Source organism: Pseudomonas sp. B1-22 (assembly GCF_050474425.1).
GTDB lineage: Bacteria > Pseudomonadota > Gammaproteobacteria > Pseudomonadales > Pseudomonadaceae > Pseudomonas.
This window is the reverse complement of sequence record NZ_JBCHVH010000006.1, coordinates 426,419-447,300: the sequence shown is the minus strand read 5'-3', so window position 1 is coordinate 447,300 and position 20,882 is coordinate 426,419. Positions and strand designations below refer to the sequence as shown.

Genomic DNA, 20,882 nt, shown 5'->3' with positions numbered 1-20,882 from the left:
TGTGACTGCCCGTTAGTGTTCGCGTCCCGGTTTTCTGCGACGAGACGCGCAAAATGGACATTCGCCACCCCGCCTGCAAACTGATCGCCAGCGTCCTGTCAGGCCTTCTGATCCTCAATCCTATCGTCGCGGCGGCGGCCGAACTGGCGGTGGATGCGGCGGCGGGCGGCAATACGCAGATCGGCGCGGCGGGCAACGGCGTGCCGGTGGTGAATATCGCCACACCCAACGGCGCGGGTCTCTCCCATAACAAGTTCAGCGACTATAACGTCGGCCAGAAAGGCCTGATCCTCAACAACGCCACCGGCAAGACCCAGTCCACCCAGTTGGGCGGCATCATCATCGGCAACCCCAACCTCAAGGGCGGGGCCGCGCAGAAGATTCTCAACGAAGTCAACGGGGCCAACCCCTCGCAGCTACGTGGCTATACCGAAGTAGCGGGGCAGAGTGCCCACGTCATAGTCGCCAACCCCAACGGCATCACCTGCAACGGCTGCGGCTTCATCAATACGCCGCGCGCCACCCTCACTACCGGCAAACCGATTCTCAATGGCGGGCGCCTGCAAGGTTACGACGTCGACGGTGGCGACATCGCCATCGAAGGCGCCGGGCTCAATGCTTCCAACCTCGACCGCTTCGAGTTGATCACCCGCAGCGCCAAGCTCAACGCCGACCTGTACGCCAACCAACTGGACGTCGTCACCGGTCGTAACCAGGTAGACGCCGAAACCCTGGCCGCCACCGCCAAGCCCGACAACGGCAGCGCCAAGCCGCAACTGGCCATCGACAGCTCCGCGCTGGGCGGCATGTACGCCGGGGCGATCCGCCTGGTGGGCACCGAGCAGGGCGTGGGCGTAAAGCTGGCCGGCAACATGGCCGCCAGTGCCGGCGATATCCGGATCGATGCCAATGGCCAGCTGAGCCTGGCGCAGACCAGCACGGCCGGTAGCCTACGGGCTAAGGCGCAGGACATCAGCGTGAACGCGCCGGCCTATGCGGCGGGCAACGTCGAACTGCAGGCCAACGGCGCACTGAATAACCAGGGGCAACTGGCGGCGGGCTCACGTATCCAGTTGCATGGCGCGCAGGTCAGCAACAGCGGCATCGTCGAGGCCGGGATCAATCCGGACAACAGCCGCAATGCCCAGGGCGACGTGGCGATCAACGCGCAGAACGTGCGCAACAGCGGCAGCGTGGTTGCCAGCCGCAGCCTCGATGTCAATGCCAGCGGCACTCTCGATAACCAGGGCGGCAGCCTGCGTGGGGCGAACACCACGCTGGGCGCCACCACCCTGAACAACCAGGGCCGTGTGCTGGCTGGCAATGCCCTGAGCCTCTCCGCTCAACAGCTGAGCAACGTCAATGGCCAGGTCGGCGCGCAGTCCATCCAGGTCCGCGGCGGCTCATTGGACAACCGCTTCGGCCTTTTCAGCGCCGAGCAGACCCTGAGCCTGCAACTGGGCAGCCTCAATAACCAGGGAGGCACGCTCAGTAGCCGTGGCGCCCTGGTGGCGGACATCAGCGGCACGCTGGACAACAGCCGGAACGGCACCCTGGTCAGTGCTGGCGATCAACGTCTGAACGCCGGGCAGATGAGCAACCGGGGAGGCCGGGTCTCCAGCCAGGGCGCGCTGAGCCTCAATGCAGACCAGCTCGACAATCGAGCCGGCAGCGTCGTCAGCGCAACCCACCTGAACCTCACCGGCAGCGGCCTGGACAACCGCGACCAGGGCCTGGTCAGCGCGGGCCAGGGGGCACAGCTCACGCTCGACAGCCTGAACAACGCCGGGGCGATCCAGAGCGACGGCGCCCTGCGACTGCATGCGCGCACCGTCGCCAACGCGGCGGGCGGGCAGATCGCTGCCAAGGGCGACCTCAATGCCCAGGTCGGCAGCCTGACCCAAAACGGCGGCGAGTTGCTCAGCGAGGCGTACCTGCAGGTATCGGCCCAACAGATCGACAACCACCAGGGTGGCTGGATCGGCGCCATGCAGGGCATCGAGCTGCAAGCCGACGCGCTGTTCAACCAGGGCGGCGAAATCTCCAGTCGCGGCGTTTCGAACCTGCGTATCGCCAGCGTCGACAACAGCGCCGGCCGTATCGTCAGCGACGGCCAACTTCAGTGGCAGGGCGACAACCTGGTCAACCGCGCGGGCAGCCTGGTGGGGCAGGGGGGCTTGAGCGTCACCAGTCGTACTCTGGACAACAGCCAGGGCGGCAAGCTGAGCAGCCAGCGCGACCTCAACCTGGCCCTCACCGATTCGCTGAACAACCAGTCCGGCGGTCAGCTGCTCAGTGAAGGCGCCCTGAGCCTTAGTGCCACCCAGATCGACAACCGCGTCGGCTTACTCTCCAGCGGCGGTCCGGTGAAGGTCACCAGCACCACGCTGAACAACCAGGGCGGTCAACTGGTCACCGACCGCACGCTGATGGTTACTGCGCCCACCCTGGACAACCGCCAGGGCGGCGTACTCAGCGCCAAGGGAACGATCAGCCTGCGCGGCACCACGCTGCTCAACAGCCAGTCCGGGCGCATCCTTGGCGGTGCCGACCTGCTGCTTGCCCACACCCGCGTGGACAACAGCGACAAAGGCCGCATCGAAGCGGCGGGGCGCGTGACCGGGCAGGTCCAGACCCTGGATCAGCACGGCGCCGGGCAGTTGGTCAGCAACGGCGGCATCGACCTCGACTTCGCCGGTGGCAGCCTCGACAACAGCGTCGGCGGCCTGCTCGCCACCCCTGGTCAACTGCTGCTGCGCAACCTGGCGCAACTGAACAACAGCGCCGGCGGTGAGGTGTCCAGCCAACAGCGCTTCGCCCTGCACCTGGCGACCCTGGACAACCGGGGCGGCAAGTTGCTGGGCGACGGCGCCCTGAACCTGACCGCACAGACCCTCGATAACCGCCAGGGCGGCGTGATCAGCGCCAAGGGCGCGCTCGACCTGCGCGGCGAAAGTCTGCTCAACAGCCAGTCAGGGCGCATCCTGGCCGGTGCCGATCTTCAACTGGCCCACACCCGCGTGGACAACAGCGGCAAAGGCCGCATCGAAGCGGTGGGGCGTGTCGCTGGCCAGGTTAAGACCCTGGATCAGCACGGTGCCGGCCAATTGGTCAGCAATGGCGGCATCGACCTCGACTTCGCCGGTGGCTCACTCGACAACAGTACCGGTGGCCTGCTCGCCACGCCGGGCGCCCTGCTGCTGCGCAACCTGACGCAATTGAACAACAGCGCCGGTGGCGAAGTTTCCAGCCAACAGGGCTTCGCCCTGAGCCTTTCCGGGCTGAACAACCAGGGCGGCAAGCTGCTCAGCGACGGCGCGCTGAACCTGACCGCGCAGACTATCGATAACCGCCAGAGTGGCGTGATCAGCGCCAAGGGCTCACTCACCCTGCGCGGCGCGGCGCTGCTCAACAGCCAGTCCGGGCGCATCCTCGGCGGCGCCGACCTGTTGCTCGCCCATACCCGCGTGGACAACAGCGACAAAGGCCGCATCGAAGCGGTAGGGCGCGTCAGCGGGCAGATCCAGACCTTGGACCAGCACAGCGCCGGGCAACTGGTCAGCAACGGCGGCATCGACCTCGACTTCGCCGGTGGCTCACTCGACAACAGCGCCGGTGGCCTGCTCGCCAGCGCGGGCACCCTGCAACTGCGCAACCTGGTGCAGCTGAGCAACAGCGCCGGAGGAGAGGTGTCCAGCCAGGGCAACCTGGCCCTGCAATCGGCGACCCTGAACAACCAGGGTGGCAAGCTGCTCAGCGACGCCGCACTGAACGTCGCCGCACAAAGCCTCGACAACCGCCAGGGCGGCGTGATCAGCGCCAAGGGCGCACTCAACCTGCGCGGCGCAACCCTGCTCAACAGCCAGTCCGGGCGCATCCTTGGCGGTGCCAATCTATTACTCGCTCAGACCCGTGTGGATAACAGCGACCACGGCCGCATCGAAGCGGTGGGGCGCGTGACCGGACAGATCCAGACCCTGGACCAGCACAGCGCCGGGCAACTGGTCAGCAACGGCGGCATCGACCTCGACTTCGCCGGTGGCAGCCTCGACAACAGTGTCGCTGGCCTGCTCGCCACGCCCGGTGCGCTGCTGCTGCGCAACCTGGCGCAGCTGAACAACAGCGTCGGCGGTGAAGTCTCCAGCCAACAGGGCTTCGCCCTGCACTTGACCGCCCTGAACAACCAGGGCGGCAAGCTGCTCAGCGAAGGCGCGCTGAACCTCACTGCTCATTCCATCGACAACCGCCAGGACGGTTGGATCGGCGCCCTGCAGGGCATCGAACTGCAGGCGGCCGAACTGCTCAACCAGGGCGGCGAGATCAGCAGCCGCACCCGCGTGAGCATCGACGCCGGCCAGCTCGACAACAGCGCCGGCCGCATCGCCAGCGATGACCTGTTGCAACTGCGCAGCGACAACCTGGCCAACCAGGCGGGCGACCTGATCGGGCAGGGCGGCGTGACCCTGCGCGGCGGCAACCTGAACAACCGCCAGGGCCTGCTTAGCAGCCAGCGCGACATTCACCTGGAGCTGTCCGGGACGCTGGATAACCAGGCCGGCGGCCAACTGATCAGCGAGGGAGCCCTGAACGTCAACGCGGCCCAGGTGGACAACCGGTCCGGCGTGCTCTCCAGCGGCGGCGCCGTGGCCGTCACCAGCAGCATCCTCAACAACCAGGGCGGCAAACTGCTGACCGACAGCACGCTGAACGTCAACGCGCAGACGCTCGACAACCGCCAGGGCGGCGTGATCAGCGCCAAGGGCGCACTCGGCCTGCGCGGCACGAACCTCCTCAACAGCCAGTCCGGTCGCATCCTCGGCGGCGCCGATCTGCTGCTCGTCCAGGCGCGCGTGGACAACAGCGGCCAGGGGCGCATCGAGGTGGCCGGCCGCGTGAGCGGACAGGTCAAGGCGCTGGATCAGCATGGCGCAGGACGACTGATCGGCAGCAGCGGCATCGATCTCGACTTTGCCGGCGGCAATCTCGACAACAGCGCCGGTGGCCTGCTCGCCACGCCGAGGGCGCTGCTGCTGCGCAACCTGGCGCAGTTGAATAACAGCAACGGCGGCGAACTCTCCAGCCAGCAGAGCGTCCTGCTTGCCCTGGCCGACTTGAACAACCAGGGCGGCCGCATCCTCTCCAGCGATGTGCTTACCCTGCGGGCCCAGAGTACAGTCGACAACAGCCAGGCCGGCGTCCTCTTTGGCCGCAATCAGCTTCAGCTGAACGCACACGACCTGAACAACAGCCAGGGCGGCACCCTCGCCAGCCAGGGGGCAATCCAGGCCAGCCTCGATGGCGCTTTGGACAACCACGCTGACGGCGCCCTGGCGGCGGGCAGCTCGCTCAGCGTCACCAGCGCCAGCCTGAACAACCAGGCCGGCAGCCTCTCCGCAGGCCAGGAACTCAGACTCGCTACCCACGCCACCGATAACCAGGGCGGCCGCATCATCGCCCAGGGCCAGCTCAATGCTACGGCCGGCGACCTGGATAACCGCAACGGCATCCTCAGCGGCCAGCAAGGCCAGAGCCTGGAGGCCCTGACCCTCGACAACCGCGCCGGACTCATCACCACCCAGGGTCGGCTGGAACTCTCCGCCAGCCGTGTGGACAACAGCCAGGGCGGTGAACTCTCTTCTGGCGGCGAACTGCAACTGCGCGTGCAGCAATTGATCCAGCAGCAGGGCCGGTTGATCACCGGTGGCGACTTGACGCTCGACATGGCCGGCAGCGACTTCGACAACCGCAACGCCGTCCTCAGCGTCGGCGGCCTGCTGCGCATCGATAACCTGCGCCACCTGGATAACCGGGGCGGCGAAATCTCCAGCCAGAACAGCTTCCAGCTGAGCGCCGCCAGCCTCGACAACGGCGATGCCGGCCGGATCATCAGCGCCGGCCAGTTGCAATTGACCACAGGCGCCCTGCGCAACGCCAACCAGGCCCTGCTCTCCGGCTGGCAAGGCCTGCTCATCAATGCCGCCGACCTCGACAATAGCGCCAGCGGCACCCTTTCCAGCAAGCAGGGCAGCCTGGAACTCACCCTGAGCGGCAAGCTCGACAACCACGGCGAAGGCGCCCTGGTCAGCCTGGGCGATCAGCACATCCGCGCGGCCAACCTCGACAACCGGGGCGGCATCCTCTCCGGCCAGCAGAACCTCGACCTGGCCATCGCCGGCATGCTGGACAACAGCACCGGCGGCTTGATCAACGCCCAGCAGCACCTGGCGCTGAACCTGGCCCAGACTGACATCCTCAACCAGGGCGGGCAGATCAGCGCCGGTAGTCTCGACCTTACCGCCCGCAGCCTCGACAACAGTGGCGGCCTGCTGCTCAGCCAGGGCGCCCTGCACGGCACCCTCAGCGGCGCCCTGATCAACGCCAACAACGCACGCCTCGCCAGCGGCGGTGAACTATTGCTGCGCGCTGCCAGCCTGAACAACCGGGGCGGCCAACTGGCCAGCCAGCAACGCCTGGAGCTGACCGCCGGGTCCCTGGACAACAGCCAGCGCGGCACCCTCGCCAGCCAGCAGGACCTGACCCTGAACCTGGGCACCGGCACGCTCGACAATAGCGCCGACGGCCTGCTGCACAGCGCCAGCGGCGCGATTGCCCTCCAGGCCGGCCAACTGCGCAATCAAGGCGGCACGCTCAATAGCCAGCGCGATGCCCAGTTGCAACTCTCCGGCCTGCTCGACAACAGCCAGCAAGGGCGCATCCAGAGCCGCGCAGGCCAGCTCCTGCTGCAAAGCGACAGCCTCGACAACAGCGCCGGCGGCATCCTCTACAGCGCTACCGGCCTGCTACGCCTGCTCACCGGTTCCTTCAACAACAACGCCGGCATCACTCAGGCGCAGCAACTCGACATCACCGCCAATGGCGGCCTCGACAACCGAGGCGGTCACCTCTCCGCCGTGACGGGCGACAACCGCATCACCACCACCACCGTCGACAACCAGGGGGGTGGCCTCTATGCCGGCAACCTGCTCAGTGTCCGTGGCGATACCCTGCTCAACCAGGGCGGCCAAGTCGGCGCGCATACCCTCGACTTCAGCCTGGGCAACAGCCTGCTCAACCAGAACGGCCTGATCGAAAGCAGCGGCAGCTTCAGCCTCAGCGCTGGCGCCATCGACAACCGGGGCGGCCGCCTGCGCGCCCTGGGCCAGAGCGGTAGCACCACCCTGAACGCCGGCTACCTCGACAACCGCAATGGCCGACTGGAAACAGCCAACACCGACCTGGCGCTCAGCCTCGGCGGGCTCGCCAACGACGGCGGTACCTTCCTGCACGTTGGCACGGGGCAGTTCGGCGTCAACGCCGGGCAGATCGTCCAGGCTGGCGGCAGCTTCATCACCACCGGCCACCTCGATATCACCGCCGACAGCTGGAGCAACAGCAGTGTCCTGCAGGCTGGCTGGCTCAACCTCAACATCGGCCAGTTCACCCAGACCGCCAGCGGCAAGCTGCTCGCCAGCCAGGCCCTGACCGGGCGCGGCGGCAACTGGAACAACGATGGCCTGCTGGCCAGCGACGGCACCCTCGACATCCAGCTGACCGGCACCTACAGCGGCGCCGGTCGCGTCACCAGCCTGGGCGCGCTCAACCTCTCCGCCAACCGCATCGACCTCGCCAACAACGGCAGCATCGCCGGTGGGCAGAACCTCACCCTCGGCGCCAGCCAGCTCGACAACCACGGCCGCATCACCGCCACCGGCGACCTCACCGCCAACACTGGGGCGCTGAACAACTTCGCCACCCTCGGCAGCACCGGGCGCCTGCAAATCAACACCGGCGACCTGACCAATGACGGCCAACTGAGCGGCGCGCTGATCTTCAGCGGCGACGACATGGCCCTGCGCGTAGGCGGCACGCTCACCAACCGCTACGCCGACATCTACAGCCTGGGCGACCTGGATATCACCGGAGCCACCCCGGACGCTCTGGCCGGCGCGCTGAAAAACATCTCGGCAACCCTGGAAAGCCTGGGCGACATGAGCCTGCGGGTCCGCACGACGGAGAACCGCACCGACGTGCTCAACACCACGGCCGGCGAGCTGCTGTCCGCGGCCATCGGCGTGCGTTGTTATGACTGCACCGCAGCCCCGCAGATCGGCGAAACCCGCGTTCCCAGCAGCCATCTGGTCTGGGTCGAGAATTACCGGGGCGAACTGGGCGAAAGCTCTCCCTCGGCCGCCATCAGCGCGGGCGGCAATCTGAACATCGAAGGCCAGAGCCTGCTCAACCAGGCATCGACGATCGCCGCCAGCGGCAACATCGCCATGAGGCTGGACAGCTTCACTAACAGCGGCGTCGCCATTGGCGATTACTCCGTGCGGCGCTCCTTCGAGATTCCATACAGTACCTCGGGCGCTTATGGCGATCTCTCAGCCGCCGTGAGCTTCTGGAACCAGGTCATGGCGTATAACGCCGCGAACGACCCGGACTACGACTCAGGCCTACGCTCGCCCAGCGGCGACATGACACGTCCGAACCTCCACTTCTGGAACCGGGATTGGGACGAGTCGCTGGAGCTGGTCACCATCCGCGCCGGTGGCCGGGAAGCGACTCGCTTTGGCCAGTTCGGCTCCATTCGCGTTGAATTCCCCGGCGCTTCGCCCTTCGCCGACTTCCAGTTGCCGCACTACCAGCCGGGCGCCCGGGTCGATGCTCCGGCAGTAGTCCAGAACGCCCCCGTCTTTGACGAACTGATCGTCCAGAGCCCCGGCAGCTCGTTCGTCAACGCCGTGGTCCAGGCCGGCGGCAATGTCGCCATCAACGCCACCCAGGACCTCACCAACAGCGTCATCCGCGAAGGCATTTCGCAATCGGCCGGCGCCTCCCGCGTGGGCGAGACCGGCGTCAGCGGCAATACCGCCACGGTAGTCGCCCTCAATGCCCAACTGCCGCCCGACCTCGCCCAGCAACAGGTCAACCCCATCACCCTGCCGGGCTTCACCTTGCCCACCGGCAGCAACGGCCTGTTCCGCCTGAGCGGCCAGGAAGGCAGCCAAAGCAGCGCCCAGACCATCAGTGCTGGTGGCAGCTACGACTTTGCCGGCCAAAGCATCAGCCTGTCCCAACGCGAGCGCGCCCTCGACAGCGCCACCGGCAAGGCGGGTGACATCCAGCGCGACAGCGACGCCATCGGCCTGGCCGGCGATATCCAGCGCGGCGCCACCGGCATGACCGGCGAGATCCAGCGCAGCGACGCCAGCGGCACGAGCGGCGACATCCCGCGCAGCGGCGGCACCGGCATGAGCGGCGACGTCCAGCGCATCAGCGGTACCACCGGCACCGCCGACACCGTGCAACTGAGCAACGGCGCCATTGCCCAGGGTGCAGCGGCCGGCGCCTCCCTGAGCGTCGCCCAGGTCCAGGGTGTGCCCAGCACCGCGCGCCCGGACAACCGCCACAAATACCTCATCGAAACCAACCCCGAGCTCACCAGCCTCAAGAGCTTCCTGAGCTCCGACTACCTGCTGGGCCTGCTTGGCTACGACCCGGACAAATCCCAGAAGCGTCTGGGCGATGGCCTCTACGAACAGCGCCTGATCCGCGACGCCGTGGTCGCCCGCACCGGCCAGCGCTACATCAACGGCATCACCGATGACGAAAACCTGTTCAAGTACCTGATGGACAACGCCATCGCCTACAAGGACAAGGTCCACCTCAGCCTGGGCGTCGCCCTCACCGCGGAACAGGTCGCCGCGCTGACCCATGACCTCGTCTGGCTCGAAGAGGCCGAGGTGAATGGCGAAAAGGTCCTGGTCCCGGTGCTCTACCTGGCCCAGGCCAACAACCGCCTCGCCCCCAACGGCGCGCTGATCATGGGCAACGACGTGTCCCTCATCAGCGGCGGCAACCTGGTCAACCAAGGCACCCTGCGCGCCAGCGGCAACCTGTCCGCCAGCGCCGCCAACCTCGACAACACGGGTCTGATCGAAGCCAGCGGACGCCTCGACCTGCTCGCCCTGAACAACCTCAGCAACCACCAGGGCGGCATAATCAGCGGCCGCGACGTCAGCCTCACCTCCCTCACCGGCGACGTGATCAACCAGCGCAGCGTCACCGTGCACGAAGGCGGCATCGGCAACCGCACCTGGACCCAGAGCTTCGCCGACAGCACCGCGCGTATCGAAGCCGCCGGCAAACTGGAGATCAGCGCCGGCCGCGACATCAACAACCTTGGCGGCGCGATCAGCAGCGGCAGCGACCTTTCGATGCAGGCCGGGCGCGACATCAACCTGCACAGCGTCGAGCTGGAAAACAGCCGCACCAGCGGCCGCAACTTCAATCAGAGCACCACCCAGTTGGGCAGCGACATCAGCGTCGGCCGCGACTTCACCGTCGAAGCCGGGCGCGACATCAGCGTCGTCGGCAGCCGCATCGAAGTCGGCCGCGACGCCGGCCTGAGCGCCGGCCGCGACGTCACCCTGGCCTCCGCCGCCGACGAGCAGCACAGCTACGACAAGAGCAAGAAAGTCACCGCCCAGGAAGACCACGTCACCCAGCGCGGCACCGAACTGAGCGCTGGCCGCGATGTGCTGATCAGCGCAGGCCAGGACCTCACCCTGATCAGCAGCAAGATCGGCGCCGGCAACGAAGCCTACCTGGTGGCCGGCGACAAGATCAAAGTCCTCGCCGCCAACGACAGCGACTACAGCCTCTACGACAAGAAGGACAAAGGCTCCTGGGGCAGCAAGCAGACCCGCCACGACGAAGTCACCGACGTCAAAGCGGTGAGCAGTGAAATCAGCGCTGGCGGCGACATCACCCTGCTCAGCGGCGGCGACCAGAAATACCAGGCCGCCAAGCTCGACAGCGGCAATGACATCGCCATCGTCAGCGGCGGGGCGGTGACCTTTGAAGCGGTCAAGGACCTGCACCAGGAGGCGCACAGCAAGGAAAACAGCGACCTGTCCTGGAGCAGCTCCAGCGGCAAGGGAAAAACGGACGAAAGCCTGCGCCAGAGCGAACTGATCGCCCAGGGCAACCTGGCGATCAAGGCCGTGGACGGGCTGAAGATCGATTACAAGCAGATCGACCAGCAGTCGGTCAGCCAGGCCATCGACGCGATGGTCAAGGCCGACCCGAACCTGGCGTGGCTGAAGGATGCCGAGGCCCGTGGGGATGTGGATTGGCGGGCGGTGAAGGAATTCCATGATTCCTACAGCTACAGCCAGTCCGGCATGGGCCCGGCCACGCAACTGGCCGTGGCCATTGCGGCGGCGGCGATTGGCGGGATGGCGGCGGCGGGGGCGCTCAGTGGCGCGGGAGTGGCGGGGGGAACCTTTGCCATGGGCGCCGGTGTGGGGGCTGCTGGCAGCCTCGCAGGAACGGCTGGCGTCAGCCTGATCAACAACAAGGGCGACTTGGGCAAGGTACTCAGCGACAGCTTCAGCAGCGACAACCTTAAGCAGATGGCGATTGCCAGCCTGACAGGCGGGCTGACGGCGGAGTACTTCAACAGCTTGAGTGGGGCAGATACACATACAAAGATCGTGGGAGGTAAGACAGTTGCCGATCTGAGCAGTTGGGGTGGCGTTGGTAGTTTCGCTGCCAGCCAGGGCATGCAGAACTTCACCAGCACAGCGTTGAGCCAAGCGTTGGACCAAGGCGGTAGCTTTGGTGATGCGTTGAAGAACAGCCTCTACAACACCTTCGCAGCGGCTGGTTTCAATCAGGTGGGTGACATTGGGGCCATCAATGGTTATGCCCCTGGAAGCGCTCCAATGGTGGCCATGCATGCATTGATGGGTGGCCTGGCCTCGGTCGTCAGCGGTGGAGACTTCGCCACAGGCGCGGTGGCTGCTGGCGCCAACGAGGCGATGGTTGCGAGCCTCGATGGCACCTTCAAAAAGCTGAGCCCGGACCAACGAGAGCAACTGCTGACGACCAGCTCCCAGTTGGTCGGGCTGGTCGCCACGGCGGCTGTCATCCAGAACGCCAGCACTGACCAGCTTGAAACCGGGGTTTGGGCCGCCAAGAACTCAACGCAGTACAACTATCTCTTCCACGAAGAACTGGATGAGATGGCCAGAAAAATCCAGGGATGTGGAAAGGATACGGACTGTAAAGATCGTATTGGCCTGTCTTATGCAGAGCTGGATCAACAACGCAACAACGCATTCCCCTCCCTTTGCCAGAGCGACTTGGCTGCGTGCGGAAAGATCGCGGCCCGTCTGATGGCGGAAGACCCGCAGAACGTCGAGCTGGCGCTGAGTCTGCACAAGGCCCAAACGGTAGGGTTGGAAGCCGTCATCTCGACTAACTATATTCAGTCGAACCGCATGGCGATGGATACAGCCACCTCCGAGTATCTTGCTCAGACAGGCGGTACGACTGAACTGCTCAAGATGGCATTGGCTCAGTCGGCAGCTGGTGGCTTGATTGGTGGTAGTGGCAGTAGCTTTAATAAGCTGGTTGCAAAAGGGGCAAGTGAGGCGGCTGCTCAGATACCGGGACGGGTGCAGTCTCGTATAAATATTGCCGATGGCCGCACTGCAACTACTCCACTGCGAGACAACGGCAATCCGGTGTCCGCAGGTTTTGACCATGTTCTGAAAGGACATTTTGATGTAGAAGTGTCAAACTCGCGCTCTGTATTTACAGTCAGTCCAAGTGAATTGAAAGGTATTTTGCAGAGTAGCTCCGTAGTTAAATCACCAGTCACTGCCATGCCGGATGGGCAGTTTGTAAGAACTGTCGATGTGGGGAGGGTGATTGGCACCTCTACCTTGAAAGATGGTGGTGTTCCCACCTCAGTCATAAAGGTGTTTACTGATAGGGCTGGAAACCTGATAACGGCATTCCCAGTCAAGGCGCCGAACTGATGAAATCTATACCTGTGAGTATTTGGAGAGAGCTGCAGCTGGCGGTCGTGCAATTAAATGAGCAGTCCTCATTGAGAGACTTGCTTAGCGCGATTCTTTTCTGGATAAGAACCAATATTAATTTGAGTGAATCCGAGCCATTCTCTGCTTATGGGCTTAGTAGCTTTGTAGAGATCGATGAAAGCTCAATGCCTGTAGATTATTCATCGCTCAAGCATGGCGACATCGATCATGTCAAGAAAGCCATTCTTAGCTATAAACCAAATGAAACGGAGTCTGTTGCGCGCTTTCTACGGGACACACTGGAAGCTTTGATAACTATAGAGGTTAATAAGGAGTGCCCTAGGTGCGGAAATGAATGGATGCGTGCATTCATAGGTAGAAATAATGGTCTTCTGGCTTACCAGTGTGATGTGTGTGGGTGCTCGCAGTATTCAGATGGATCTAGGGTTGAGGTAGGTGGTTTGGCGTTTGCAAGCCAGGAGCAATTGCGAGGGTTTGGCCTGATTTAACCCCGGTGCTGCAAAAGCGACTGGCGCACTCGACGAAACGGCCGGTTCGATTCGGAATGTCAATCCTGGATATCCAGAAGCTGGTCGTACTCACAACTGCGTTAACTGTTCGATTGCTACGGACGCCACTTTGGCAGGGAACCCTGCATCAGCTTTGCCGATTAGCTCCACCAAAGGGGTTCCGTTGACTGTATTGGAAAAACAGTTTGGAGCTAAATTTGGCAGCGTATCGGCGCCCGAGAGTATTAGTCAGCAAATGACCAGCGCAGGTGATGGTGCACGCGGTATCGTCTTTGGCTCTTATGGTCCGGGACAGCCAGGTCACGTGTTTAACGTGGTAAACCAGAACGGTGTTGTTCGTTACCTCGATGGGCAGACAGGCAAGCCTGCGAATCTGAGTGATTTCAAGACGTTGCAACTGTTGAGGACTAATTGATGGTTACCTATGAATATGCGTTGGCGCGGGCTAAGGAGTATCTGAGCGACTCAGAAATACCTTTGCGAATAACTCAAGAGGGTGAGTTTTCAGAAGGGTGGTTTTTTTGCTTTGACTCCGAAGAATATTTGGATACTGGTAATCCATCGGCCCAGTTAGCCGGAAATGGTCCATTTCTGATTGATAAACAGAGCGGGGAGTTGCATGTTCTCGGGACCGCGAAGCCACTGAAGGAGTACCTTGATGATTACGCTAAAGGAAAGTTGGCGTAATCCAATAGTGCAAAAGAGATAGGCGGGCTATCAACTCTTGGACGAGTTGAGGGCACCTATTCAGCAGTTAAGCCTGGGCCATTGGCCGATAATATAGCTGAAACTTTCTCTGGCGGCCGATACTCTGTTGTTACTCTTGAGAAAGACACGGTGCTTTATCGTGCAGGGACTGCCGATAAGCCGCTTGGGCAATTTTTTAGTAGCGAGCCGCCATTGGGAGTTATACAAACCCGAATCGATAAGGCTGTACTACCTGAGTGGCCAGGTGGAGCGAAGTCTCCGCTAGATACGACTTTTGAAGTAAAGATACCTGCAGGAACGAAAGTGTATGTAGGTGAGGTAGGAGCTCAGGGAGGCTTCTATACTGGTGGAACGCAACAAATAGTAATTCAGAAGCCCTGGATGATTGATGGGGTTGAAGTGATAAATTCGAGTCCATTGAAATGATTATGCAAAATGATGTCGGTGTGATTCTGAAGAGAATGGTTGAGCTCCTTGGTGTGGGTGGGGTGGATGATTGGGCGGTCGCTCTTGAGAGTGTTAGGTTGAGTTTTGATGAAGATCCTGTCGGGATGTCATTGAAATTGATCTCCATGTATGGAGGGATGGGGTCGTTAAATGATGTCGTTCTCTATAGAGATCGAAAAGTTCTTGTTGCGGAGAATAATGAGTTTGACTCGCTGCGGACCCGGCTGTATGAGGTTTGTAAAGGGATAAAGTAAAGCTTAAGTGCAAAAGGGGCTACGGGGGCGGGCGAAAGCGCAGGCGCTATGCGCCGGCTGGACTACGAGGCCGCTCCATATCATGCGAAAAGGGGACAGATTTATTTTTCCTACTCTAATCTCGGCCGCTGTGAAGGAGACTGCGATGAGTTAGGCGTGGCAGTCTTGCTCCGAAGCCAAGGACGTACGGAGAGAGCAATGCCTAGGATTGGCCGTGTCATGTTGCCAAATTACCCCCACCACATAGTGCAGCGAGGCCATAATCGGCAGGTGGTCTTTGTTGAGCGGGAAGACTATGAACGTTACCTTTCAGACCTTGGAAAAAGGGGACAGATTTATTTTTCTACTCTAAAACGGGCTGGTGAGTCAGGATTAGAGTGCAGAAAATAAATCTGTCCCTTCTTGGTCGCTCTTTTTTGTCGATTTCCCAGCATGTAACAGATTACTCAATAGTCGGATCAGTACCGGATAAGGAATTATGAAAAGGCTCTCGGTTTTTCTGCCAATTGTGTCTGTAACTGTTCTAGGTGGATGTGCCCAATTCAAGCCGGAAACGTGGACAAACCGAGGCCCCGCCACAATGGAGGCCTCTGATACCGGTCTGCTATATTGCCACGAAGACGCAAACATCATTGATGGTGAGCGTATGGTAGGGACGCTTTGTTCTGCCCTAACTTCAGGATTCTTCATGCACGGTGAGCCTGAAATTAAATTTGGCCCTTGGAATCGCAAATTCATGTCTGCGCTGGCTAGCGAGACTACAAAAGGTATTGAGCGTGATTACGAGGGTAAGCGGGTGTTTCTAAAATGCACCCCAGTTCTTGGCGGGAGTAGTCGAACTGAGATTGGTAGAGACTGCTCTGTTTCGGTGGATGAGCAACATTTGGTTTCCGCTAAATTTATCTTCAAGAAAGAAGGAAGTTAGCGAGCCTTTTTAACCTTGAGAGCAGGGAATTATCCTCCTGCTCGCTGCATTATTCCATGCACTAAAAGGGGGGTATTTTTCTGCTCTAGATCTGATTGGGGAGTTGGAATGGAATGATAAGAATACGTCTGTCCCATTTTTTCTTATTTTTTATTAAATCTCTATCAACTTTTTAAATTATGCATGTGCACAAAATAACCATCATGCTACTCGCGCTGGGTTTGGCATGTGTCAGTTGTCAGATATTGGCCGGAACTATCTCCGCCGAAGCCGAGCAGCATTATCAACAGGCTCTTGTGGGCATAGAGCATGTGCAACAACTTCTCAGCAACACTACACGAACTTCCCCAGTAGCCTGGGAGGCAGCTAAAAGAAGTGTCAATAGCAATCTTGAACGGGCTGCCGAACAGGGGCATCCGGCCGCTGCTCTTTATCAGGCACTATTGACCCTGGGTGTGACGGGAGTTAGTGGTGAAACTCGTGATCGTACCTGTTCCCTACTGGAGTCTTGGGCCAGAAAAGGCTTTGTGGCTGCGGCTGTAGTGGAATTCAGAAAGTGCAACGAGGCTTATCTGCGTTTCGATGATTCAAGCCCTGAGCATCAGTCTGCCCTTCAGACTCTTTCCCTCTCTCTAACGAAAAACGATCCAGCTCAAGCGTATTATCCATTTCCACTCGCCGTCAGTGAGTGCTTCGCAAGCTCGACCGCTCAACCTGTTCTACTTTCACAGAAACAATTCCGAGCCGAAGCCGAATACATACTAGGTAGCGCGGAGAATCCCACGGACACCGAGTCGCTGAAACAGATCTTGGTTTGGCTGGACTCTTCAGCGAAAAATGGTTGTAGGATGGATCTAGACCCACGCCCATCTTTGCGAAAGCTTCTGCGCAGCAAATAGCTGAAGAGCGGATAGACTTATTTCTCCAATATAGTGGAAAAGGGGAAAGATTTATTTTTCTACTCTAAAACGGGCTGGTGAGTCAGGATTAGAGTACAGGGAATAGAGCTGTCCCCTCTGCTCTTTGCTCTAGTACCCAACATCTCTTATCCCCTGGTGCTCCGCCACCACCTTCAGCATCCGTAATGACTCGAACGGGGCATCTACCACGAACTGGTTCGCCAGCCAGGACGGCACGTTGCCGCCAGGTTCGGCGCGCATCTGGTAGGTGACTTCGGTGAGCTTCGGGCCCTTGGGGACCATCCGCCAGGTGCCGGACAGTACCGGCACGCGGATGCGGCCTTTCACCGGCGGAATGTAGTCCGGCGCCGCCTGGAGATGGCGGATCATGCCGCCGTCCGGGGTTTCCTCGGTGGTGACTTGCAGCACCAGGTCACGGGGCGCGGCGGGCCAGGGGAGTTTGGTGTCGAGGTAGACCCAGATGGCTTCGTCGCTGTACTTGAGCAGGCGCATCTGTGCGCAGGCATAGAGCCAGGCGCAGGAAACGCGCAGGTTCTCCTGCAAGTGCCCAAGGGTGGCGACGTCGGACTTCACCAGTGTCACGCCGCGGAAGCTCTTGTACTGCGAACCTGGCACGTCGCTCAGGTAGACACGGATGCCATTCTCTTCCTTCGCCAGTTGCCAGTGCTCCGCCTGGGCCTGGACGATGGCCGGGGCGGTCAGCAGCAGGGCGATGAGCAGCGAGAGGCGTTTCATGGCGGCGTTCCCCAGGAGATAGACCGATCTTAGGCGCATGGGGTGACACGGGCGCAATGGCCGGCGAGCGGTGGTGGGGCTTTTCGCAGGCATTAAAAAAGCCGGCTTGTGGCCGGCTTTCAGGGGGTGGTCCAACCTTACTTCTGGTACGGCAGACCGCCTTGATTCTGTGGCAACGCAGTGAGCTGCGTGCGGGGCGCAGATGGTAGCAAAGTCGGAACGAAAAGCCTAATCCCGGTCATGAAAAAGCCCCGCATTGGCGGGGCTTCTTTCTGCGCGGATGGTCCGCGCGACCATCACTTGGCCTGATAGGCGGCGACGGCTTTGGTGATGTAGTCGCGAGCCTGGTCGGCGTCGCCCCAGCCCTCGACCTTCACCCACTTGCCCTTTTCGAGATCCTTGTAGTTCTCGAAGAAGTGCTTGATCTGCTCCAGCAGCAGGGCCGGCAGGTCGGTGTATTCCTTCACGTCCTTGTACAGCACGGTCAGCTTGTCGTGCGGTACGGCGATCAGCTTGGCGTCGCCGCCGGCTTCGTCGCTCATGTTCAGCACGCCGACCGGACGGGCGCGGATCACGGAGCCCGGAGCGACCGGGTAGGGGGTCACGACCAGCACGTCCAGGGGGTCACCGTCGTCGGCCAGGGTGTTCGGGATGTAGCCGTAGTTGGCCGGGTAGAACATCGGGGTGGCCATGAAACGGTCGACGAACAGGCAGTCGGTGTCCTTGTCGATTTCGTACTTGATCGGCGCGTGGTTGGCCGGGATCTCGATGGCGACGTAAATGTCGTTCGGCAGGTCTTTGCCAGCCGGGATGCTGCTGTAGCTCATGGACGACTCCAGATAATGGTCGGGCCGAAAAAGTGCGGCGGATTATAGGCAGATTGCCGTGTCCAAGCCACAGACATCGCCTAGTGCGCCTGAGTTTCCTGATATTCGGGGTGTTCGCGCTGAAGCTGCTTCAGGCGCGAAAGCGGATCTTGCCGGTAGAACAGCGAAAGCTGTTCATAGACTTTGGGATAGGCCTCCTGAAGGAGGTCCGGGGCGGTGAAGAAGTACTCGCTGGTGACGGCGAAGAACTCCGCCGGGTTTTCGGCCGCGTAAGGGTCGATGGCGGTGTGCGCCTGCGGGTCGCGGTCGAGGTGACGGTTCATGTCGTCGTAGGCGCTCTGCATCGCGGAGGCCCAGTCGGCGACGCGCATGTCGCGGTGCAGCGGCGGCAGGCCGTTGGCGTCGCCGTTGAGCATGTCCAGCTTGTGCGCCAGTTCGTGGATCACCAGGTTGTAGGCGTCCCATCCGCCGCCGCTTTCCACGCCGGGCCAGGCGAGGATCACCGGGCCTTGCAGCGAGGTTTCGCCGGCGCGCTCGTCGTCGAACTCGTGGATGACGCCCGCCGGGTCGCGGTGCTTCTGCGGGCTGACGAAGTCGTCGGGGTAGAGCACCAGTTCGTGGAAGCCCTGGTACCAGTTCAGCTCCGGCAGGTGCAGCAGCGGCAGTTGCGCCTGGGTGGCGAGCAGCAGGCGACGGAAGTCGTCCAGTTCGACGCCGGGCAGGGCGGAGAGGTGCTTGTCGCGCAGGAACAGCAGCGCCCGCTCGCCGAGCAGGCGCAGTTCGTCATCGTTCAGGCCGTCGAGGATCGGCAGGTGCCGGCGTACCTGCGCCCACAGCTGCGCGTCGAGCGGATGGCGGGCGAGGAAGCGCCGGCGGCGCCAGTCGCTGAAGGACCACATGGGCGATCAGCGCTCGCCGGTCTGGGCCTTGGCCGAGGGGCGCAGCTTGTGGCGGATGACCCCGATGATCATGGGCAGCAGGGAGAAGGCGATGATGCCGATGATCATCAGCGAGAGGTTCTGCTTGATGAACGGCACGTTGCCGAAGAAGTAGCCCAGGGTCACCAGGCCGCCGACCCAGGCGATGCTGCCGGCCACGCTGAAGGCCAGGAAGCGCAGGTAAGGCATGTAGGCCATGCCGGCGACGAAGGGCGCGAAGGTACGGACGATGGGCAGGAAGCGCGCCAGGGTCACAGTCTTGCCGCCGTGGCGTTCGTAGAAGGCGTGGGTCTGGTCCAGGTAGTCGCGGCGGAACACCTTGGAGTCGGGGTTGCTGAACAGGCGTTTGCCCAGCGTTCGGCCGATCACGTAGTTGGTGCTGTCGCCACTGATCGCCGCGAGCAGCAGCAGGCCGCCGAGCAGCCAGGGGTCCATACCGCCGGCGGCGCAGATGGCGCCGGCGATGAACAGCAGGGAGTCGCCCGGCAGGAAGGGCGTCACCACCAGGCCGGTCTCGCAGAAGATCACCAGGAAGAGGATGGCGTAGATCCAGGTGCCATAGTTGGCCACCGCCAGCGACAGGTAGGTGTCGAGGTGGAGAATCAGGTCGATCGGGTTGAAATCCATGAGAAGCCTGTTTTGACAGCGGGGTGAACGTCCGGGGTGCGCATTATAGGGACGGTTGCGCGCCGGAAACGCGGTTCATCGCGTCCTGCGACGAACGTCAACTCAGGATATTACAGGTCGAAGGTGAAAATTCGGTTGGGGCGATGATGGAAACGCGCTGTGACAAATGTGCCTGAGCCCTCCGCCCTGGCGCAGGCCTGTGTCACAGCAGGCTGGCCTGCCAGCTCAGCAACTCCGGCAGGGGGGCCGGGCCCTGGGCGGCGCCGAGGTGCTGCGCGGGCGATGTGGCGGGCACCGGTAGCTGCTTGGCGACGGGGTGGTCCGCCACTTCCTGGGTGCGCATGGCGGTTTCCAGGTGCGCCTCGGCAATCAGTTGCTGCAGGCGGCCACTGCGCCGCAGGGTGCGCAGGCTGCGGTCGAGGCTGGCGGCCAGCGCTTCGCCTTCCGGACGGTTTTTGGGAACCAGGACGTAGAGTGGCTTGATGTCCAGCGGCGGTTCCACGAACACCAGCTGGTCGCGCAGCGCCGGGGCGTTCTGGTCGAGCAGTTGATAGCCGGTGTAGCGGTCCGCTACGGCCAGGTCGATGCGGCCGCGCAGGAGCTTTTCCAGGTTCTGCCAGTCGTTGCTGACCACTTCCTTGTTGAGGAAGTCGGCGGCGTCGAAGGCGCTCTGGTTGACGTAGCCGCGCACCACACCGATGCGGTAGGGACGCAGGCTGTCGAGGTCGCCGGGGGTGATCGTTATGGCATGGTCGCGGCGACGGAAGAAGCCCAGCTGGGAATCCAGCAGCGGCATCGAGGTGTAGAAGTCACGGCTGCGGTCGGCGGAGAGGTAGGCCGGCATCAGCGCGTCGAAACGGCCTTCGCGGGTTTCGTTGAGCGCCCGTTGCCAGGGCAGGAAGACCAGCTCGGCCTTGTCGCCATTGAGCGCCAGGGCTTCGTCGAGGATGCGGCTGGCCAGGCCATGACCGGGCAGGTCAGGGCCGACGTACGGCGCCCAGTCCAGCGTGGCGATGCGCAGGGTCTGCGCCTGGCTGCCGGTGCACAGGAGCGCGAAGAGGAGACTGAAGAGCAGGGCGCGACGCATGGAATCCCTTGATGGCGAGGTGATGGCCGGTCATCACTCTAGTGCGCCTGG

At 62.1% G+C, this 20,882-nt stretch carries 11 protein-coding genes and 1 pseudogene; 7 read left to right on the top strand and 5 right to left on the bottom strand.

From position 1 onward, the window contains the following. The first annotated feature begins 53 nt into the window (after nucleotides 1-53). From ACQ5BL_RS24000 to ACQ5BL_RS23970, 7 genes and pseudogenes are all read left to right on the top strand, one after another. Entirely contained in the window at nucleotides 54-12,830 is a 12,777-nt protein-coding gene (locus ACQ5BL_RS24000) for a filamentous hemagglutinin N-terminal domain-containing protein (RefSeq protein ID WP_430293300.1), read from the top strand. Further along, on the top strand, nucleotides 12,830-13,342 hold the full coding sequence (locus tag ACQ5BL_RS23995; protein ID WP_243805236.1) for a hypothetical protein: 513 nt from the start codon (nucleotides 12,830-12,832) through the stop codon (nucleotides 13,340-13,342). Before ACQ5BL_RS24000 ends, ACQ5BL_RS23995 begins: the two co-directional genes overlap by 1 nt. A gap of 49 nt (nucleotides 13,343-13,391) precedes the next feature. Beyond that, on the top strand, nucleotides 13,392-13,778 hold the full coding sequence (locus ACQ5BL_RS23990) for a toxin glutamine deamidase domain-containing protein (RefSeq protein ID WP_347881012.1): 387 nt from the start codon (nucleotides 13,392-13,394) through the stop codon (nucleotides 13,776-13,778). Then, nucleotides 13,778-14,050, top strand: coding sequence for a YrhB domain-containing protein (locus tag ACQ5BL_RS23985; protein ID WP_243805237.1), 273 nt, complete (start codon nucleotides 13,778-13,780; stop codon nucleotides 14,048-14,050). Before ACQ5BL_RS23990 ends, ACQ5BL_RS23985 begins: the two co-directional genes overlap by 1 nt. A 449-nt stretch (nucleotides 14,051-14,499) precedes the next feature. After that, nucleotides 14,500-14,772, top strand: coding sequence for a DUF6966 domain-containing protein (locus ACQ5BL_RS23980; protein ID WP_243805238.1), 273 nt, complete (start codon nucleotides 14,500-14,502; stop codon nucleotides 14,770-14,772). A 198-nt stretch (nucleotides 14,773-14,970) separates the two neighbouring features. Then, nucleotides 14,971-15,090, top strand: a pseudogene (locus tag ACQ5BL_RS23975) (transposase); the annotation flags it as partial. 160 nt (nucleotides 15,091-15,250) lie between these two features. Continuing rightward, nucleotides 15,251-15,697, top strand: a complete 447-nt coding sequence (locus ACQ5BL_RS23970; protein ID WP_243805239.1) for a hypothetical protein — start codon at nucleotides 15,251-15,253, stop codon at nucleotides 15,695-15,697. A gap of 1,028 nt (nucleotides 15,698-16,725) precedes the next feature. Here ACQ5BL_RS23970 and ACQ5BL_RS23965 read toward each other — a convergent pair. The 5 genes from ACQ5BL_RS23965 to ACQ5BL_RS23945 all read right to left on the bottom strand — a co-directional run bounded on the left by ACQ5BL_RS23965 (nucleotide 16,726) and on the right by ACQ5BL_RS23945 (nucleotide 20,831). Continuing rightward, on the bottom strand, nucleotides 16,726-17,352 hold the full coding sequence (locus tag ACQ5BL_RS23965) for an START domain-containing protein (protein ID WP_243805240.1): 627 nt from the start codon (nucleotides 17,350-17,352) through the stop codon (nucleotides 16,726-16,728). Nucleotides 17,353-17,648: 296 nt separating this feature from the next. Then, nucleotides 17,649-18,179 (bottom strand): inorganic diphosphatase, encoded by a 531-nt coding sequence (ppa, locus tag ACQ5BL_RS23960; protein ID WP_243805241.1) that lies wholly within the window; start codon nucleotides 18,177-18,179, stop codon nucleotides 17,649-17,651. 80 nt (nucleotides 18,180-18,259) lie between these two features. Continuing rightward, nucleotides 18,260-19,078, bottom strand: a complete 819-nt coding sequence (locus ACQ5BL_RS23955) for a zinc-dependent peptidase (protein ID WP_243805242.1) — start codon at nucleotides 19,076-19,078, stop codon at nucleotides 18,260-18,262. A 6-nt stretch (nucleotides 19,079-19,084) separates the two neighbouring features. Then, a complete protein-coding gene (locus ACQ5BL_RS23950; protein ID WP_207884541.1) occupies nucleotides 19,085-19,744 on the bottom strand; it encodes a DedA family protein in 660 nt (219 codons plus the stop codon). A 202-nt stretch (nucleotides 19,745-19,946) separates the two neighbouring features. Then, entirely contained in the window at nucleotides 19,947-20,831 is an 885-nt protein-coding gene (locus ACQ5BL_RS23945) for a substrate-binding periplasmic protein (RefSeq protein WP_243805243.1), read from the bottom strand. Nucleotides 20,832-20,882: the final 51 nt, after the last annotated feature.

What these genes read in the sequence shown, in the direction of transcription:
- ACQ5BL_RS24000 (WP_430293300.1), top strand. Translation starts at nt 54, where the DNA reads ATGGACATTCGCCACCCCGCCTGCAAACTGATCGCCAGCGTCCTGTCA.
- ACQ5BL_RS23995 (WP_243805236.1), top strand. Translation starts at nt 12,830, where the DNA reads ATGAAATCTATACCTGTGAGTATTTGGAGAGAGCTGCAGCTGGCGGTC.
- ACQ5BL_RS23985 (WP_243805237.1), top strand. Translation starts at nt 13,778, where the DNA reads ATGGTTACCTATGAATATGCGTTGGCGCGGGCTAAGGAGTATCTGAGC.
- ACQ5BL_RS23980 (WP_243805238.1), top strand. Translation starts at nt 14,500, where the DNA reads ATGCAAAATGATGTCGGTGTGATTCTGAAGAGAATGGTTGAGCTCCTT.
- ACQ5BL_RS23970 (WP_243805239.1), top strand. Translation starts at nt 15,251, where the DNA reads ATGAAAAGGCTCTCGGTTTTTCTGCCAATTGTGTCTGTAACTGTTCTA.
- ACQ5BL_RS23965 (WP_243805240.1), bottom strand. Translation starts at nt 17,352, where the DNA reads ATGAAACGCCTCTCGCTGCTCATCGCCCTGCTGCTGACCGCCCCGGCC.
- ppa (WP_243805241.1), bottom strand. Translation starts at nt 18,179, where the DNA reads ATGAGCTACAGCAGCATCCCGGCTGGCAAAGACCTGCCGAACGACATT.
- ACQ5BL_RS23955 (WP_243805242.1), bottom strand. Translation starts at nt 19,078, where the DNA reads ATGTGGTCCTTCAGCGACTGGCGCCGCCGGCGCTTCCTCGCCCGCCAT.
- ACQ5BL_RS23950 (WP_207884541.1), bottom strand. Translation starts at nt 19,744, where the DNA reads ATGGATTTCAACCCGATCGACCTGATTCTCCACCTCGACACCTACCTG.
- ACQ5BL_RS23945 (WP_243805243.1), bottom strand. Translation starts at nt 20,831, where the DNA reads ATGCGTCGCGCCCTGCTCTTCAGTCTCCTCTTCGCGCTCCTGTGCACC.